The following is an 18,362-nucleotide window of genomic DNA, read 5'->3' on the forward strand; positions in this document are numbered from 1 at the left end:
ATCCGGCGAATGAAAATAAAAATCTCAACGAGTTGGCGCCAAGTTTTACGGAAATTTAGCTACTTGCGGAACACATATGGAACATATAGTGTCTGTTCTGGATTTGTTTCAATCACGGGGTCACAACGTCGATGCTCACGCGCAAACAACAGGAGCTTCTCCTCTTCATTCATGAGCGCATGAAGGAATCCGGCGTTCCGCCGTCTTTCGACGAAATGAAGGACGCCCTGGATCTCGCTTCGAAGTCCGGGATTCACCGGCTGATTACTGCGCTCGAGGAGCGTGGCTTCATTCGCCGCCTACCGAACCGGGCCCGCGCACTCGAGGTCATCAAGCTTCCGGAGGCCTATAGCCCCAGCATCCAGCCCCGGCGCGGCTTTTCGCCGAGCGTCATTGAGGGCAGCCTGGGCAAGCCCCAGCCGGTCGCCACTCCCGCTCCTGCAAAACCCGTCGCCGACAATGGCAACTCAGTCTCCGTGCCGGTCATGGGCCGGATCGCCGCCGGCGTTCCGATCTCGGCAATCCAGAACAACACCCACGACATCGTCGTTCCGGCCGATATGCTCGGCTCCGGTGAACACTACGCGCTGGAGGTCAAGGGTGATTCGATGATCGACGCCGGCATTTTCGACGGCGACACCGTGATCATCCGCAATGGCAGCACCGCAAGCCCTGGCGACATCGTCGTTGCTCTCGTCGACGACGAAGAAGCGACGCTCAAACGCTTCCGCCGCAAGGGCGCCTCGATCGCGCTGGAAGCGGCCAACCCGGCTTACGAGACCCGGATCTTCGGGCCAGACCGCGTCAAGGTGCAGGGCAAACTCGTCGGCCTTATTCGCCGCTATCACTGACACCCTGCAGGCCGGTTTCGACAAAGCTGTTGCTGCGCCAGTCATAGGCGCGATGGCGGATCCATGGCCGCCACAGATCATCGAATGCGGTTGTGACCTCCATGCCGGCCTCCGCGAACCGCAGCTCGACGGAACCGGTCCGGCGCAACGTCTCGCCGGTGAAGAGCGTCGCGCCTGAGCGGCAGCTGTTGAAACGCAGGCGGACCGACGTTACCACGATATCGGCCGCATCGCAGGCCGGAGCGAGATAGGCGGCGTTGTCGATGACGGCGACCACATGACCGTTGCCAAGCCTTGATATGCACCAGGCCTTCTTGACGCAGGAAAAGCGGTTTGCGTCACCGCCGGCTGCAGCCGCCCGCATCGCCGCCCTCGCTTCGTTCTGCTGATCGCGGGAGAGCTTGACGCGGCGGTCCTCTCCCGCTGGCGGGACAGCAGGACCATCCAGCATCTTCGGCGGGTCATGCGCCGGCAGGACCAGCGCGCGCTGCCATTGGTCGAAGATGAAATCCGGCGGGTTTTCACGGTTGGAGGCCATTGCCGCCGCCTCGACGACCGCGACGAGACTGCCATCTTCCGAAATCACCAGATCCGGCGGCCGGGGAACCGGCAGAAGCAGCAGGATGAGCGTTGCGACTGACATGATCGACGTGCCCATATGGCGCAGCCGAGTGCGGAGCAGCGTCAGCAGCAGGAAGCCTGCCACGGCGACCGCGAAATACCAGGCGGGCAAGCGGCCGATGCCGATGTCGCCACCCCAGCCGGACACGGTCTTGGCGACGGCGATCACCAGATCGAGGCCGAATCCGACAATCTTCCAAGGCAAAACGTCCAGACCGAAAGGCATGAGCAGCATCGCCAGCAACCCGGCCGGCATGATGATGAAGGAGATGATCGGCATCGTCGCGAGGTTTGCCGGCAGGCCGTAGGCGGTCAGGCGATGAAAATGCTCGATCGAAAACAGTGCGGTGGAGAAACCGCCGATCAGCGAGGTCAGGAAGACACCGCCGAAGAACCCCGCAACCGCGACGAAAGGCCTGACGATCGGCAGCTTCAGGAAGGCATTCTCGCGGACGCGCCGATCCTTCCACAGCTGATAGCCCGACACGAGCGCCAAGGTTGCGGCAAAGGACATCTGGAAGCTCGGCCCCAGGACTTCGGAGGGCGAAATGACGAGGATGACGAGCGCGGAGAGAGCGACATTGCGCAGGCTGATCGACGGCCGGTCAAAGAAGACGGCAATCAGCATGATGGCCATCATGATGAAGGCGCGTTCGGCCGAGACCGCGAAGCCGGAGATCAGGAAATAGGCCGTGACGGCGATGAGCGCGCCGGCGGCGGCGATCTTCTTCGTCGGATAGGCCTGGGCGACGCCGGGAAAGAGGCTGAGCAGCATCCGGAAGCCGACGAAGAAGATGCCGGCCGACAGCGCCATGTTGAGTCCTGAGATGGCGATGATATGCGCCAGACCGGACTGGCGCAGCGCCTCCGTGGTCGCATTCGAGATGGCGCGCCGTTCGTCCGTCACCAGAGCAGCGGCAAAAGCGCCGGTGTCGCCGGGCAGAATCGATCGGATGCGGTCGCCGATGCCGCTGCGCAGCCGGTAAAGCCATTCGAGCAGGGCTTCCGCCGTCGATCTGGCAGCCTGCGGGCCTGCCTGCAAATCGACTTTCGTCGGCGCGCCGTAGAAGAAACCATTGGCGCCGATGCCATCGAAATAGGCCCCGAAAGAGAAGTCGTTGAGCTCTGGAAGTGCTGGGCCTGACGGTGGTGTCAGCCGAGCCCTGCCGGTGATGATGTCACCGATCTCGAAAGGCGCGTCGGCGCCGCGGGCGATCGCGGTTATCCGTTCCGGCGGCCGCTTCACCTGCGGCGCCTCGGTGCCGGTGACGGCCAGAATGTAGCGCCACCGGCCGCGACCATCGCCTTCGCGCCGTTCGACACGGCCGGTCACCGTCGTCGTCACGGCGGAGTCGAGGATCACGGTCGAAGCCCGCCAGCTTTCGAACTCCGCCGAGACCATGCCACCGGCCATAAGTGCAAGCGCCAGCAGGACGGTCCGCAATGCCGCCCGCATACGGCTGGCGATCAGAACCGCGGTCGTCAGCACCAACAGGCAGAGCAGCGGTGCAATGACCGGAAAATCCGATGCTCCAAGAAACCAGAAGGCTGATCCGGCGCCGAGGAAGACCGGCGAGAATAGCAGCCGGCGGCCATGATCCGCCTCCTCGCCCAGCATGCGCCTGCCGGCACGCAGCGATTGCGAGGCCAAAGCCGGCAGGCGATGGCGCAACGGTGTCGCCGACTGCGTCCTTGCCGGCCGCGACACCACGGCAGGGGGAGAAAAACCGGAGGTATCGGCAAGGCCGGCGCCTGCTTCCGGCCGCAATTCGACTGTCGTCAATTCCTGCATCCGCCGCCCAAGCTCACCCGCCAAGGCGGCCAGAATGCAACCTCCCATCAAATCCGGCAAGAATAATCGATTGAAATATGAGGGAAAATCGCGAGTGCCAAAAGACCAGTCGAATCATCAGCTTCCGATATGCACGCGGCTCATCGCTGCAGTGCCTAAAAGGTGATACCGCAATGCACAAAATGCCGTCACGGTAACTTGGCATTAGCTTCGCGATCATATAGCTATCGGTGAGGACGCTTAACCCCTATGGCGCTTTTAAGGCGCCACCGCCATTTCGGAGGATCAGCATGACGGATCAAAGCGCTACAATAAAAATCGGTGACAAATCTGTCGACCTTGCCGTCAAGAGCGGCACGATCGGCCCGAGCGTCATCGATATCGGTGCCCTCTACAAGAACACGGCTTCCTTCACGTACGATCCGGGTTTTACCTCGACCGCATCCTGTGAATCGAAAATCACCTACATCGACGGCGACGAAGGTGTTCTGCTGCATCGCGGCTATCCGATCGAGCAGCTCGCCGAGCATGGCGACTTCCTGGAAGTCTGCTACCTGCTTCTCTACGGCGAACTGCCGACCACCGCGCAGAAGAAGGATTTCGATTATCGCGTCACGCACCACACCATGGTGCATGAGCAGATGAGCCGCTTCTTCACCGGCTTCCGCCGCGATGCGCATCCGATGGCCGTCATGTGCGGCTGCGTCGGCGCGCTGTCGGCCTTCTATCACGACTCCACGGACATCACCGATCCGCACCAGCGCATGGTCGCCAGCCTGCGTATGATCGCGAAGATGCCGACGCTCGCCGCCATGGCCTACAAATACCATATCGGCCAGCCCTTCGTTTATCCGAAGAACGACCTCGACTATGCGTCGAACTTCCTGCGCATGTGCTTTGCCGTGCCTTGCGAGGAATATGTGGTCAATCCGGTGCTTGCTCGCGCCATGGACCGCATCTTCATCCTGCATGCCGATCACGAGCAGAACGCTTCGACCTCGACCGTCCGTCTCGCCGGTTCGTCGGGCGCCAACCCGTTCGCCTGCATCGCGGCCGGCATCGCCTGCCTCTGGGGGCCCGCACATGGCGGCGCCAACGAAGCAGCGCTCAACATGCTGAACGAAATCGGCACAGTCGACCACATCCCGGAATATATCGCCCGCGCCAAGGACAAGAACGACCCGTTCCGCCTGATGGGCTTCGGCCACCGCGTCTACAAGAACTATGATCCGCGCGCCAAGATCATGCAGAAGACGACGCATGAAGTGCTGGGCGAACTCGGCATCAAGGACGACCCGTTGCTCGAAGTGGCGATGGAGCTGGAGCGCATCGCGCTCACCGACGAATATTTCATCGAGAAGAAGCTCTATCCGAATATCGACTTCTATTCCGGCATCACTCTGAAGGCGCTGGGCTTCCCCACGACCATGTTCACCGTGCTCTTCGCGCTCGCCCGCACGGTCGGCTGGATCGCACAGTGGAACGAGATGATCGAGGATCCGGAACAGCGCATCGGCCGTCCGCGCCAGCTCTATGTCGGCGAACCCAAGCGCGACTATATCCCGGTTTCGAAGCGCTGATCGCTTCAAAGCCTAAAAGAAAACCCGGTCAGAAACGGCCGGGTTTTTTCTTTTTCAGGACATCGAGAAGGATCTTGGCGGCATGCTCGCCGGGCGGCTTTTCGGTCTGCATGCGCTGCCAGATAAGGTCATAGCCTTCCTTCATCGCCTTCAGCTGGTAGGTGTCGGCCGACAGCCTTTCCATCCAGCGGGCGAGACTGGCGCCGCGAACGATATCGTTGAGATATTCCGGCACGACCGCGTAATCGGCGATCAGGTTTGGCAGCGCGCCTGTCCAGGTCTTGATGGTTGATGTCAGCAACCGCATGATCCAGTCGACCTTGTAGGCGGAGACGACGGGCACATCGGCAAGCGCCAGCTCAAGAATGACAGTTCCGGACGCCGCCATGGCTGCATCGGCTTCGGAGAAGGCTTTCCATTTCGCTTCCGCGCCGACGACGATCTCCGGTTTTACCGCCCACCCCGCCGTCATTTCGCGGACAAGCGCCTCCTTGTGCGTCACCGTCGGCAGAATGAAGCGCATCGGCCCATTGCGGGCAACAAGCTCCTTCGCTGCGGCCTCGAAATAGGGCACGAGATTCTTGATCTCGGATGAACGCGAACCGGGAAGAAGAAGGATCGGGCCGTTGCCGGGCTGCCTGCCGGCGCGCAGCCGCCGCGCCTCGAGCAATGCCGGATCGGCAATCAGGCGATGGCCGACATAAGTCGTCTCCGGGCCGCCGAGCGTGCGCATCACTTCCGGCTCGAAGGGCAGGACGGCGAGCACATGATCGACATAGCCGAGCATGCGCGTGGCGCGATATTCCTTCCAGGCCCAAACGCTCGGACAGACATAATTGACAACAGGCAGATCGGGCAGCGCGGTGCGGACGCGCTTTGCAACGCGATGGGTGAAATCCGGGCTGTCGATGATGAGAAGAATGTCCGGCCTTGCGGCGATGATTTCAGCCGTCGTCCGGCGGATCAGGGTATAGAGTTTTGGCAGCCGGCTCAGCACCTGGGTGATGCCCATGATCGACAACTCGGAGAAATCGAACAGCGATCTCAGGCCTTCTGCTTGCAGCGCCTCGCCGCCGACGCCGACCAGTTCCACCGGTCCGCTATGAATCCGTTTCAGGGCGGCGATGAGATCGGCGCCGAGCAGATCCCCCGACACCTCACCGGCAATGACGGCGATCTTCAGCGGCGCCCCGTTCATACAAGCCCCCATGCCGGCAGGCCGCGATCGATGCCGCAGACGAAAAGCCCGGCCTCGTCGGCGGCCTTGATGACGGCGGCGCGATCGAGCACCAGTGAACGGCCGGCCTCAACGGCGACACCGGCAAGGCCGGCTTTCCTCGCGTTCAGCACCGTGGATACGCCGATCGCCGGCAGATCGGCGCGGATATCCTGCTGCGGCTTGCAGAGCTTGACGAGTGCGCCGCGGCGGCGTGGCGAGATGCGTCCGGCGGCTCTGAGACCCGTCACGCGGTCCAGCATCTCATCCGTGCCTTCAAGACCCTCCAGCGCGACGACACGCCCGCCGATGCTGACGGCGCCCTGCCCGACATCGAGCCGGCCGAGCATTTCGGCGGCTTCGCCAGCACGGCTGATATCACGCCGGTCGTCCTCGCCGGGCGCCACAGCACCAAGCGGGCCGACGGAGGCAAGCAGGTCGGGGGCGATTTCATGGGCGCCAACGACGCGGCGGCCGTTTCCCTCGATCAGGCGGATCACCATCTGCAGAACCGTATCGTCGCCGCCGGACAGCAAGGTGCGGATGGCGGCCGGCACTTTCATCAGGATGCGCAGCGTCGGGCGCACCTCGCGCCATTCCGGGCGGCGGCGCACACTGCCCGACATCACGACACGGCCAATGCCATACCGGTTGAGCAACCCATCGAGGGCGGCGAAATCGCCGATACCGATGACAGCGTGGTCATAGCCTTCCCAACGCCGGTCGCTTTCGTCCTTCAGCGCGACGATGACCGGATTTTCGCCGGCGGCGCGCGCGGCTTCGGCGACATAGGAAGGCAGAAGACCGCCGCCGGCGATAATCGCCAGCCGGCCCGCAGCGGTTTCGCCGGAAAATGTCACGGGCTAGCCCTTCTGCCCCCGGGTCGGCGAGGACAAGGCGCGGTCGCTATCGGCGGCGATGAAGTCGAGAATGTGGACCACCTGCTCGCAATCGGCATATTCGTCGCGGATGGCGGCGGCGTTTTCGCGGACGGAGCCCGTTCCTTCAAAGATCGCCTTGTAGGCGCGACGCACCCGGTGAATGACGGCGCGGTCGATGCCGGCGCGCGTCATGCCGACGACGTTGAGGCCGCTCAGCAGCCCGGGATTGCCGTTCAGCATGCCGTAGGGAATGACGTCGTAACTGACCGCCGAGAGCCCGCCGACGAAGGCCTGACGGCCGACACGGGTGAACTGGTGAACGGCAGAACCGCCGCCCAGAATGACACGATCCTCGATGACGACGTGGCCGGCGAGCATGACGTTGTTCGACATGATCACGTGATTGCCGACGCGGCAGTCATGCGCAACGTGGGAATTGGCGAGGAAGAGGTTGTTGTCGCCGACGATCGTCTGGCCACCGAAGTCGGAGGTGCCGGTATTCATCGTCACGCCTTCGCGGATCGTGCAGTTGGCGCCGACCGTCAGCGTCGTCTCCTCACCGCCGTGATGCACGCTCTGCGGATCGCCGCCGATGACGGCCATCGGGAAGATGCGCGTGCCCTTGCCGATCACGGTGCGGCCGGTAACGACCGCATGCGACAAAAGCTCGACATTCGCATGCAGGACGACGTGCGACCCGACATGGCAGAAGGGACCGATCTTGACGCCCTCACCGATAACGGCACCGTCTTCGACGGCGGCCATCGGATGAATAAGGGCGCTTTCGGCGATATTGCTCATGCCTGATCCTTACGAACGATCATCGCGCCGATATCGGCCTCGGCGACAAGCGCGCCGTCAACCTTGGCGTCGCAATGGAATTTCCAGATATTGCCGCGCTGCTTGTGTTTCTTGACATGGAATTCAACGCGATCGCCGGGCACGACGGGCTTGCGGAAGCGCGCATTCTCGATGGTCATGAAATAGACGAGGTTGCCCGGCTGGCCTTCCTTCTTGGCACAGATCGCGCCCGCAGTCTGAGCCATGCCTTCGATCAGGAGAACGCCCGGCATGATCGGAGCTTCCGGAAAATGGCCGGTGAAATGCGGTTCGTTCGCCGTGACGTTCTTGATGCCGATCGCGCTGTTGTCGCCGTCGATCTCGATGATCTTGTCGACCAAGAGGAAGGGGTAACGATGCGGCAGCAGCTTCATGATCTCGATGATGTCAGCCGAAGAAAGCGTTGTCGTGGCTTCCTCAGTCATTTTGCTTGCCTCCAGGTTTACTCTCGCGCTGCTTGGTCTTGGACATCAGCTGCGCAGCCTCTCTCAGATAGTCTTTTAGCGGGCGCGCGGGTACGCCGCCATATTGCCCGCCGGCGGCAAGGTCGGTCATGATACCGCTTTTGGCGGCGATCTGCACGCCGTCGCCGATCGTCACATGCCCCTTGATGCCGACCTGGCCGCCGATCTGCACGCCATTGCCGATCTTTGTGCTGCCGGCGATGCCGACCTGGGCGACGACGGCACAGTGGCGGCCGATCTGAACGTTGTGGCCGATCTGAACCTGGTTGTCGATTTTGGTGCCTTCGCCGATCACCGTATCGTCCATGGCGCCGCGATCGATCGTGGTGTTGGCGCCGATCTCGACATTGTCCTGGATGATCACCCGGCCGATCTGGACGATCTTGATCATACCGCGCGGGCCCGGGGCATAGCCGAAACCATCCTGGCCGATGCGGGCGCCGTTGTGAATGATGACGCCATTGCCGATCAGCGCGCAGAGAATGCTCGCGCCGGCCGCAATCGAACAATCCCGGCCGATCTTGACGCCCGGGCCGATGATGCTGTGCGCACCGATGCGCGTCCCCTCGCCGATCTCGGCATGCGCACCGATGACGGCCATCGGCTCGACGATCACACCTTTTTCGAGCTTGGCGCTCGGATCGATCACAGCACTTGGCGCGATCTCGCTTTCACTGGAAAAGACGACCGGGCGCAAGGCCGCGGGATAAAACAGACCGCCCGCCATCGCAAAGGCTGCGTGCGGATTGGACGACAGAATGACCGGAATGTGCTCGGGGATGAGATCGACGAGCGCCTTGTCGCAGATCACCGCCGAGGCTTCGCATGTCGCCAGCTCATCGCGGCTGCGGCGCGACAGGATATAGCAGACATCGCCTGCCCGGGCCCGGTTGAGGGGAGCCACGGATCTGACGATGACATCGGCATGATCGGGATTGGCGAGTTCTGCCCCAAGAAACTCTGCCAGCTCAGCGAGCTTCAGACCTTCATGGGGCAGAAAAAAAACGTTTTGCTCCATCGGCAATGCTCCAGAACGGAATTGAGTCTTACAGTTCCGGACTGCCGATATCAGAATTGGTTGTTGATGCCAAACTTGAAGTTCTGCGTCTTGTCGAAGTCTTCCTTGAGGACCGGGATTGCGTAATCCAGACGCAATGCACCGAAGGGAGACTGCCAGACAACACCGACACCAACGGAAGCGCGCAGCGAAGCACTGGTGCCCTCCGCTTGATCGGAGCCGAGAAGCTCGACATCATTGCCAAACAGCGTGCCGGCATCGGCAAAGACGGCGCCGCGCAGGTTGAAGTCACGCGGGAAGCCAGGCATCGGGAAGGTCGCTTCCGCCGACGCCGTGAAATAGGTCGTGCCACCGAGCGGGTCATCATTATCGCCGCTGATGCGTGGGCCGATCCCCTTGTTCTCGAAGCCACGAATATCGCCGTTGGTCAGGGTGAACTGATCGAAGACATTCAGGTGGTCGCCGAGTGGGACGACATAACCCGCCGAAGCCGAGACCGAGCCGATGATATCGGCATCGTCGGCGAGCAGATGGTAGTAACGCGCCTTGCCGTAGATCTTGTAGAACTGCGAGTCGCCGCCGAGGCCGGCAAGTTCCTGCGTCGCCGTCGCATAGATGCCTTCACGCGGCAGGACGGTGTCATCAAGCGTGTTGTAGGTTAGCGTCTGCGAGACGGAAGAGCGCGTCCACGGGCTCTCATCGACCAGATTGGCATAGGTCGCCGAAAGATCGGAGGTATCGCCGTCATACTTCATCTGCTTGTAGTTATAGCGGAAGGTCGTCGCCAGATCTTCGGTGATCGGTGCGGTCACACGCAGAACGACGCTGGTTTCCTCGTAGTCATAGTCGTCGTTGCTCGACGTTTCGCTGCGGTTGACGTCGAAGCCTGCCGCCAGGCGATAGCCGAGGAAATAGGGTTCGGTGAAGCTGACGCCGTAGGCGCGCGAGCCTTCCTGACCGCCGCCGGCCGAAATGCGGATATACTGGCCGCGGCCGAGAAAGTTCTTTTCCTCGATCGATGCTTCGAGCAGCAGACCGTCGCCGCCGGCGGCATAACCCGCGCCGACACCGAACGAACCAGTCGACTGATCCTGCACGTCGACGACCACCACGACACGGTCGGGCGAGCTGCCCGGCTGGGTGGAGATATTGACGGAAGAGAAGTAACCCAGCGCTTCGAGGCGACGCTTGGCCTTGGTGATCATCTGCTGATTGAAGGCGTCGCCTTCGCTCATGTCGAATTCGCGGCGGATCACGTAGTCGCGCGTGCGGCTGTTGCCGCGGATCTCGATGCGCTCAACATAGGCGCGTTCGCCCTGGTCGACCAGATATTCGACACCGATCGTATTGTTGTTGAGGTCGCGGTTGCCGCGCGGCGTGACGCGCGCAAAAGGATAACCGGCAGACGCCACCTGGTCGGAGATCGCCTCGATCGACTTCTGCACGTCCTTGGCGCTGTAAACACGACCTTCATGGGTGCGCACGAGCGGCAGCAACTGATCGGAACCGACGCCTTCGACGGTCGACTGGACGGTCACTGGTCCGAAATCGTAGCGCTGGCCTTCCTCGATGTTGAAGGTGAGCGTGTATTTGTTGGTCGCGTCGTCGAAGGTGGCATCGGAAGAGACGATGCGCATGTCGGCGTAGCCGCGATTGTAATAGAACTGGCGCAGCGCTTCTTCGTCGGCGTGGAGCTTGTCTTCGTTATAGACGTCCTTGCGGGTCAGGAACGAAAGGAAGTTCGAACGCTTGGTATTGATGACGGCAGCCAGGCGGCCGGCGCTGTAGGCATTGTTGCCGACGAAGTTGATCGAATCGATCTTGGTGCGATCACCTTCGTTGATGACGAAGGCAAGGTTGACGCGGCCTTCGCCGAGCGGCACCACCTGCGTCGTCACTTCGACTTCACTGCGGCCGGTGGCAGCGTAGGCATCCTTGATCGACTGAATGTCGGACTGGATCTGGGTGTCGCTGTAGGGACCGGCGGCGTGGGTCTGGACGATGGTCGCGAGCTTGTCGTCCTTGATCTTGCGGTTGCCGTTGAAGACGACCTGATTGACGAGCTGAGCTTCCTGAACGTTGACGACGAGCGTGCTTCCGGAGACCGAGATCTTCACGTCGGAGAAGTAACCCGTACCGTAAAGCTGCTTGACCGAAGCATCGATATCGCTGTTGGAAAAACTCTTCCCGGGAGAGATGGTGAGGTTCGACCGGACGGCCTCCGCGCCGACGCGGCTTGCGCCGCGCACATCGATACGCTGGATGACGGCGGCCTCAGCAGCCGTAGCGGAAACGAACGTCAAAGCACCTGCGCCCGAAGCAACAACACTAGCAGACAGCGCAACCGCCGATACTGCGTTCAAAAACTTTGAACCAGCCTTCATTTCACCTATTACCTTTGTTTCCCTCGTCCCCGGCTCCGGGAGAACCCGATTCCGGTCACGTGTGTCGTTTTACCCGCTTTTGACATACAAGCAAGCGAGGTCGTTAATTTCTGTTTACTTCATTTGCAAGCGTGACCCATTCGCCACTACAGCCTTGAAACATCGTAAATAAACAGTAATTCCCTCGCCTTGCCCGTTTACCCTCTGATCGAGCCGATGTCGTTCCAGGTCGTGAAAACCATTAATGTCAATATCATTGCCAAGCCGATGCGAAATGCAATTTCCTGAGCCGTGGAGCCCAGCGGCTTCCCCCTTACCGCTTCCACCGCATAGAACATCAGGTGGCCGCCATCAAGTACCGGAACCGGCATCAGGTTAAGCAATCCTATCGAAACCGAAAGCATTGCCGCAAGTTGCAGCACCGCGCCTATGCCAAGCGTAGCCATCTGGCCCGAAGCTTGCGCCACGCGGATCGGCCCACCCAGTTGGTCGGCCCGCATCGTTCCGGCGAAGATGTTGCCGATATATTTGAAAGTGCCGGTGACGATGTCGCGAGTCTGGATCACGCCCTCCTGCAGCGCCTCGAGAGGCGTATAGGTCTTCAGGCGGAAATTGCCAGCCTGCTGATTGGTGACGATGCCGATCTGGCCCAGCTCGATCTTGTTGCCGAACTGGTCGGTCTGGTCGGTGCGTTGCGGCACCATCGGCAGATCGAGCTTCTCGCCGCCACGCTCGATCGTCACGACGATCTTCTGGCTCGGGCGGATGCTGACATAGCGGCGCACGTCGTCGAAGGTCTCGACCTTGTTGCCGTCGATGGCGACCAGCAGGTCGCCGGGAAGGATGCCGGCGGCAGCAGCGGCGCCATCCGGCTTGACCTCGGCAACGACAGGATCGGCGATCATGCGGCCATAGACAGAAAAAAGAACGGTGAAGATGGCGATCGCCAGCAGAAAATTGGCGATCGGGCCGGCTGCGACGGTGGCAGCGCGCTTCCACAGCTTGGCGCCGGCAAAGGAGCGCGCCCTGTCTTCCTCGGACATGGCGGCGAGTTTGTCGGCGTCTGGCTTGCTCGAGGCGTCTTCGTCGCCGAAGAACCGGACATAACCGCCCAGCGGGATCACCGAAATCTTCCAGCGTGTTCCGTGGCGGTCGGTGAAGCCGAAGATCTCCGGACCGAAGCCGACGGAAAAGGCAAGGATGCGAATGCCGCTCCAGCGCCCGACGAGATAGTGGCCCATCTCATGCACGAAGACGAGCAGCGAGAGCACGAGGATGAAGGTGACGATATTCCCCATCAAGAATCCGTATATGCCGGTCACCGTTTCCATGAGTCCCTTCCGTCAAGCTGCCGCGTCATCAGAGGCCGAACAATGCCGCGCCGAGCGAGGTCATCTCAGCCCCCTTTATCAGGGAAAAAAGCCCAGCTAGCAAGAACGCCGAAAAACAGGCAAAAATCAGTCCGTCGACACGGTCCATGACCCCGCCATGGCCCGGAATGAGATGGCTTGAATCCTTGACGCCGAATTTCCTTTTGATGAAAGATTCGAAAAGATCGCCCGACTGGCTGCAAACCGACAGAACGAGCGCTACGCCGGCGGCGATGATTTCAGTGCCCGGAAGGAGAAAATGGACGAGAACGACGCCGGCAGCGACGGCTGAAACGGCCCCGCCGATTGCGCCCGACCACGTCTTTCCAGGCGAGATCGAAGGGGCAAGCTTCGGTCCGCCGAGCGCCCTGCCGACGAAATAGGCGAGGATATCGGTTGCCCAGACGACGGCAAAGACGAAGAGCATGGCATAAAGGCCAGGCCGGTCATCGCTTCTGATGGCGGCGAGCGCCAGGCCGGTGGCGCCGGCATAAAACAGGCCAGCCGGAAACCAGCGGCTCGTACCGTGCAGGATGATCAGGGCGATGCCGACGGCGGTGACGCCGGCCAGCATCCCGGCGGCGAATTCGAAATTGCCGACAAGCACGAGAAAGGCGACCGCCGCCTCGCCGATCCAGCCGACGGCATTGGCGACCCAATCACGCGCGATGCCTGTTATTTTCGACCATTCATAATAGATCAGCAGGCCGATCGCGGCCGCCAGGATACGGAAGGCAAGACCGCCATACCAGGTGGCGGCAAGAACGATGACCGCAAGAATCAGTCCTGAAACGATGCGGAGCTTCAATTCCCTCTGCATCAGGTGCCGACCGCGGCTGCCTGCGACGACAGGCCGCCGAAGCGCCGGTCACGAGAGGCGAATTTCTCGAGCGCCTGGCGGAAGATCTCGGGGCTGAAATCCGGCCAGTATTCCGGAAGGAAGATGAATTCCGAATAGGCGGCCTGCCAGAGCAGGAAGTTGGAAAGCCGCTCCTCGCCGCTGGTGCGGATGATGAGATCCGGATCGGGGATGCCTGCCGTGTCGAGACGTGCGTTGATGAGCGCGGGGGTGATGTCCTGCGCCCTCAGGCAGCCGGCCTCGACATCCCGGGCCAAACTCACCACGGCGCGGGCGATCTCGTCGCGCGAGCCATAGTTGAAAGCGATGACCAGCGTCAGCGCCGTGTTGTCCTTGGTCGTTTCCTCCGCCTCGAGCAGCAGACCGAGAATGTCGCTGCGCAGGCTGTGGCGGTCGCCGATCACCTTGATGCGCACATTCTGGCGATGAAGCTCGGCGAGGTCGCGCCGAATGAAAGCCTTGAGCAGGCCGAGCAGATCGGAAACCTCGGCCTCGGGCCGGCGCCAGTTCTCCGAGGAGAAGGCAAAGAGGGTCAGATATTTTATGCCGACGGCACCGGCGGCGCGCACTGTCTCGCGGACCGCCTCGACGCCCTTGCGATGGCCCATCGTGCGCGGCAGGCCACGCTGCTTGGCCCAACGGCCATTGCCGTCCATGATGATGGCAACATGCTCAGGCACGGTCACAAATACAGATTCCGACATTTCCCGTCCGGTCTTTCCAGGCAAAGGCACAGATCCACTAGACCTGCATGATTTCCTTTTCCTTCTCGCCAAGCAAGCGGTCGATTTCGGAAATCGTCTCGTCCGTCATCTTCTGTACACGTTCCGACTGCGCCCTGCTCTCGTCCTGGCCGATTACACCATCCTTTTCGGCCTTCTTGAGGCCGTCCATGCCGTCGCGGCGGACGTGGCGAATCGCGACCTTGCTCTTTTCAGCATAGTCGTGAGCCACCTTGACGAGCGACTTGCGGCGCTCCTCGTTCAGCTCCGGCAGCGGAATGCGCAGGTTCTGGCCGTCGACGATCGGGTTGAGACCGAGATTGGATTCGCGGATACCGCGCTCGACGGCGCTGACCATCGACTTGTCCCAGACGGAAACCGACAGCATGCGCGGCTCAGGCACGGTGATGTTGGCGACCTGGTTCAGCGGCATGCGCGAACCGTAGGCCTCGATCGTTACCGGATCGAGGATGTTGGCCGAAGCCCGGCCGGTGCGCAGCGATGCGATGTCGCTCTTGAATGCGGAAACCGCGCCATCCATGCGGCGCTTCAGTTCCTTGATGTCGATACCTTCACTCATGTCGATGCTCCCGTATAAAGCGCGTCGCGATCTTTCAGATTCGCTTGCCGCGCTTTAGGTCTTTGGTTTGCGCATGCCGTCATCGCAAAACCGCTGCACACTTTTGCGCGACATGCTCTAGACCATGATGCCGAAAAGCGTCAGCGGCTTTCGGACGACATCATGCTCTAACTATTTAATGTAGAACATGATTCAGATTTCAGGCCAACCGGCCTAAAATCATCATGTTCTATCCAGGGCTGCGCCTGATAAAGCGGCGCAGCTTATATCAGTTGTCGGAGACGATGGTCTTGAGGCCACCGCCCGTCAAGATTTCAGCAAAACCGCCCTTCTCGTGGATCGAGAAGACGATAATCGGAATGGAATTCTCCCTGGCGAGCGCGACGGCGGCAACGTCCATCACCGCTAGTCCCCTGTCCAGCACTTCCTGGTGCGTCAGGCGGTCGAGGCGGGTCGCATCGGGATATTTCTTCGGGTCGGCGGTGTAGATCCCGTCCACCTGCGTGCCCTTGAAGATCGCTTGTGCGCCCATTTCGGCGGCGCGGAGAGCTGCGGCAGAATCGGTGGTGAAGAAGGGATTGCCGGTGCCGCCGGCAAAGATCACCACGCGTCCCATCGACAGATGATAAAGGGTTGCACGCTGCGAAAAGCTCTCGCAGATCTCCGGCATGGAGATGGCGGAAAGCACCACCGTATCGATGTTCAGCTTGCGCAGCGAGGTCGCCAGCGCCAGAGCATTGATGATGGTGCCGAGCATGCCCATATGGTCGCCGGTGACCCGGTCGCCGCCCTTGGACGCTACCGCGACACCGCGGAAAATGTTGCCGCCACCGACGACGACGCCGACTTCCACGCCCATATGCCTTGCCTCGGCGATGTCAGATGCAATGCGGTCCGCCACCGCGACATCGATCCCGAAACCCTGGCCACCCATGAGCGCTTCGCCGGAGGCCTTGAGTAGAACGCGTTTATAGACAGGCTCTAAAGACATCTTGGCTCCTCGTAAATTGCCGTGAATGCCCGATACACGAAGGGCATCGCGTTGTCACGCGATGCCCTGGTGTTTTCCCAATTATGGCTGGAAGATCAACCCTTGACGGCAGCCGCAACTTCGGCTGCGAAATCGGTCTCTTCCTTTTCGACGCCTTCGCCGAGCAGAAGACGGGCCATGCCGGCGACTTCGATCGGCGCACCAACGGCCTTTTCAGCTTCCTTGATGGCGGCTGCGACGGTCAGATCCGGATTGATGACGAAAGCCTGCGAGAGAAGGGCGACTTCCTCGAAGAACTTGCGCATACGGCCTTCGACCATCTTCTCGATGATGTTGTCAGGCTTGCCGGAAGCGCGCGACTGCTCGATGAAGACGTTGCGCTCGCGCTCGGCGACGGCGGCATCGACTTCTTCCGGGCGGATCGCCAGCGGCGCGGTCGCAGCGATGTGCATGGCGACCTGGCGGCCGATTGCGTTCAGGGCTTCCTTGTCGCCGGTCGACTTCAGCGCCACGAGAACGCCGAGCTTGCCGAGGCCGTCGGAAACAGCATTGTGGATATAGGTGGCGACGACGCCGTCCTCGACGGAGAGAGCGGTCGAACGGCGCAGGTTCATGTTCTCGCCGATCGTTGCGATCGCATCCTTGATCGTGTCGGAAACGGACTTGCCCGATGCCGGGTAGGTCGCAGCCGCAACGGCTTCGACGGTACCGTCTGTGGAGACGGCGACCTTGGCGATGCCGCGGACGAGATCCTGGAAGGCGTCGTTACGGGCGACGAAGTCGGTTTCGGAATTGACTTCGACGACGACGGCCTTGGTGCCCTGGCTCGAAACGCCGATGAGGCCTTCAGCGGCGGTGCGGCCGGACTTCTTGTCGGCCTTGGCGATGCCCTTGGCGCGCAGCCAGTCGATCGCCGCTTCCATGTCGCCACCGGTTTCAGCAAGAGCCTTCTTGCAGTCCATCATGCCTGCGCCGGTCTTTTCGCGCAGTTCCTTCACCATTGCAGCCGTAATCTCGCTCATTAGCTTCCTCTTGTCGGTTCATACGGTGGGCCGCAGAGCGCGGCTCGGCACCGGATTGAGGCACGAAATGTACCTGTATGTATGACAGCGTGATGAAGACGCGCCATACCGAAACTTAGTCTGGCGAAGAGCCTGACGCCCTCGCCCTGAAACAGGCAAGGCCGCCGAACTTCGATGAGTCGCGAGCGGCCTTTCCCAGTCTCTGTAAGCTTTGGCGGAGCTTTCGATCCGCCCGCCTTCATCAGCCTTCGGCTGCTTCCTCGAGAGCCGGCTCGACCGGAACCTCGGAGGATGCGCCGAGATCGCGGCCGGAAGAGCTCTGCTGACGCGCAATGCCATCGATGGCGGCGCGGGAGATCAGCTCGCAGTAAAGAGCGATGGCGCGCGATGCGTCGTCGTTACCCGGGATCGGATAGTCGATCAGGTCCGGATCGCAGTTCGAGTCGATGATGGCGACAACCGGGATGCCGAGGCGCTTGGCTTCGTCGATCGCGATCTTTTCCTTGTTGGTGTCGATGATGAACATCAGGTCGGGGGTGCCGCCCATATCGCGGATACCGCCGAGAGCCTTGTCGAGCTTTTCACGCTCGCGCTCGAGGTTCAGGCGTTCCTTCTTGGTGAAGCCTTGGGCTTCGCCGTTCAGGATCTCGTCGAGCTTGCGCAGGCGCTGGATCGAGTTGGAGATCGTCTTCCAGTTCGTCATCATGCCGCCGAGCCAGCGCGAGTTGACGTAATACTGGGCCGAACGCTTGGCGCTGTCGGCGATGATCTCAGACGCCTGGCGCTTGGTGCCGACGAAGAGAACGCGGCCGCCGCGGGCAACGGTGTCGCTGACGACCTGAAGGGCGCGCGACAGCATCGGAACGGTCTGGGCCAGATCGATGATGTGAATGTTGTTGCGATCGCCGAAGATGTACGGCTTCATCTTCGGGTTCCAGCGATGCGTCTGGTGGCCGAAGTGGACGCCTGCCTCGAGAAGCTGGCGCATAGAAAAATCAGGCAATGCCATGCCTTGTTACTCCTTTTCCGGTTGAACCTCCGCAAGGCGAACAGCACCCTCTTCGAGGATGCCACCGGGCGGAACAGCCCGGATTTCTCCCGGACGATCCCATGCCTTACGTGTGGAATGCCGGTGCCCATACATTCGATTTGGCACAAAAGCAAGGCTTAT

General features: G+C 61.3%; 16 protein-coding genes. 2 read left to right on the top strand and 14 right to left on the bottom strand.

Annotated features, from left to right (window positions below):
- Positions 1 to 131 precede the first annotated feature (131 nt).
- On the top strand, positions 132 to 851 hold the full coding sequence (gene lexA / locus FHT75_RS16280; protein ID WP_003539306.1) for a transcriptional repressor LexA: 720 nt from the start codon (positions 132 to 134) through the stop codon (positions 849 to 851).
- Here lexA and FHT75_RS16285 read toward each other — a convergent pair.
- Positions 832 to 3,264 (bottom strand): ComEC/Rec2 family competence protein, encoded by a 2,433-nt coding sequence (locus FHT75_RS16285; protein WP_063475510.1) that lies wholly within the window; start codon positions 3,262 to 3,264, stop codon positions 832 to 834. The two genes, lexA and FHT75_RS16285, sit on opposite strands and share 20 nt — an antisense overlap.
- A gap of 290 nt (positions 3,265 to 3,554) precedes the next feature.
- On the opposite strand from FHT75_RS16285, the gene gltA reads away from it, so the two are divergent.
- Positions 3,555 to 4,844 (top strand): citrate synthase, encoded by a 1,290-nt coding sequence (gltA, locus tag FHT75_RS16290; protein ID WP_047614976.1) that lies wholly within the window; start codon positions 3,555 to 3,557, stop codon positions 4,842 to 4,844.
- 28 nt (positions 4,845 to 4,872) lie between these two features.
- Here gltA and lpxB read toward each other — a convergent pair whose 3' ends face one another.
- From lpxB to rpsB, 13 genes are all read right to left on the bottom strand, one after another.
- Positions 4,873 to 6,042, bottom strand: a complete 1,170-nt coding sequence (gene lpxB, locus FHT75_RS16295; protein ID WP_063475509.1) for a lipid-A-disaccharide synthase — start codon at positions 6,040 to 6,042, stop codon at positions 4,873 to 4,875.
- The gene (locus FHT75_RS16300; RefSeq protein ID WP_063475508.1) at positions 6,039 to 6,920 is read right to left on the bottom strand and encodes an LpxI family protein; all 882 of its coding nucleotides are present in this window, start codon (positions 6,918 to 6,920) and stop codon (positions 6,039 to 6,041) included. The genes lpxB and FHT75_RS16300 overlap by 4 nt, the downstream gene beginning before the upstream one ends.
- A 3-nt stretch (positions 6,921 to 6,923) precedes the next feature.
- Positions 6,924 to 7,742 (bottom strand): acyl-ACP--UDP-N-acetylglucosamine O-acyltransferase, encoded by an 819-nt coding sequence (gene lpxA / locus FHT75_RS16305; protein WP_047614971.1) that lies wholly within the window; start codon positions 7,740 to 7,742, stop codon positions 6,924 to 6,926.
- Positions 7,739 to 8,206 (bottom strand): 3-hydroxyacyl-ACP dehydratase FabZ, encoded by a 468-nt coding sequence (gene fabZ / locus FHT75_RS16310; protein WP_047614969.1) that lies wholly within the window; start codon positions 8,204 to 8,206, stop codon positions 7,739 to 7,741. Before fabZ ends, lpxA begins: the two co-directional genes overlap by 4 nt.
- The gene (gene lpxD / locus FHT75_RS16315) at positions 8,199 to 9,263 is read right to left on the bottom strand and encodes a UDP-3-O-(3-hydroxymyristoyl)glucosamine N-acyltransferase (protein ID WP_047614968.1); all 1,065 of its coding nucleotides are present in this window, start codon (positions 9,261 to 9,263) and stop codon (positions 8,199 to 8,201) included. The genes fabZ and lpxD overlap by 8 nt, the downstream gene beginning before the upstream one ends.
- A gap of 50 nt (positions 9,264 to 9,313) precedes the next feature.
- Positions 9,314 to 11,647 (bottom strand): outer membrane protein assembly factor BamA, encoded by a 2,334-nt coding sequence (gene bamA / locus FHT75_RS16320; RefSeq protein WP_047614966.1) that lies wholly within the window; start codon positions 11,645 to 11,647, stop codon positions 9,314 to 9,316.
- 197 nt (positions 11,648 to 11,844) lie between these two features.
- A complete protein-coding gene (gene rseP / locus FHT75_RS16325) occupies positions 11,845 to 12,978 on the bottom strand; it encodes an RIP metalloprotease RseP (protein ID WP_047614964.1) in 1,134 nt (377 codons plus the stop codon).
- 28 nt (positions 12,979 to 13,006) lie between these two features.
- Positions 13,007 to 13,837: a phosphatidate cytidylyltransferase gene (locus tag FHT75_RS16330; protein ID WP_047614962.1), complete on the bottom strand. Its 831-nt coding sequence runs from the start codon at positions 13,835 to 13,837 to the stop codon at positions 13,007 to 13,009.
- Positions 13,837 to 14,580, bottom strand: a complete 744-nt coding sequence (locus FHT75_RS16335) for an isoprenyl transferase (RefSeq protein WP_028757646.1) — start codon at positions 14,578 to 14,580, stop codon at positions 13,837 to 13,839. The genes FHT75_RS16330 and FHT75_RS16335 overlap by 1 nt, the downstream gene beginning before the upstream one ends.
- A gap of 37 nt (positions 14,581 to 14,617) precedes the next feature.
- Positions 14,618 to 15,178 (bottom strand): ribosome recycling factor, encoded by a 561-nt coding sequence (gene frr, locus FHT75_RS16340; RefSeq protein ID WP_028757647.1) that lies wholly within the window; start codon positions 15,176 to 15,178, stop codon positions 14,618 to 14,620.
- Between the two features lie 268 nt (positions 15,179 to 15,446).
- Complete coding sequence (gene pyrH / locus FHT75_RS16345) at positions 15,447 to 16,169, bottom strand: UMP kinase (protein ID WP_047614960.1); 723 nt, start codon at positions 16,167 to 16,169, stop codon at positions 15,447 to 15,449.
- A gap of 95 nt (positions 16,170 to 16,264) precedes the next feature.
- The gene (gene tsf / locus FHT75_RS16350; protein WP_047614958.1) at positions 16,265 to 17,191 is read right to left on the bottom strand and encodes a translation elongation factor Ts; all 927 of its coding nucleotides are present in this window, start codon (positions 17,189 to 17,191) and stop codon (positions 16,265 to 16,267) included.
- A gap of 241 nt (positions 17,192 to 17,432) precedes the next feature.
- Positions 17,433 to 18,200, bottom strand: coding sequence for a 30S ribosomal protein S2 (gene rpsB / locus FHT75_RS16355; RefSeq protein WP_003573382.1), 768 nt, complete (start codon positions 18,198 to 18,200; stop codon positions 17,433 to 17,435).
- Between the last annotated feature and the right edge of the window lie 162 nt (positions 18,201 to 18,362).

The organism is Rhizobium sp. BK112, from assembly GCF_014193215.1.
GTDB classification, from domain to species: domain Bacteria; phylum Pseudomonadota; class Alphaproteobacteria; order Rhizobiales; family Rhizobiaceae; genus Rhizobium; species Rhizobium anhuiense.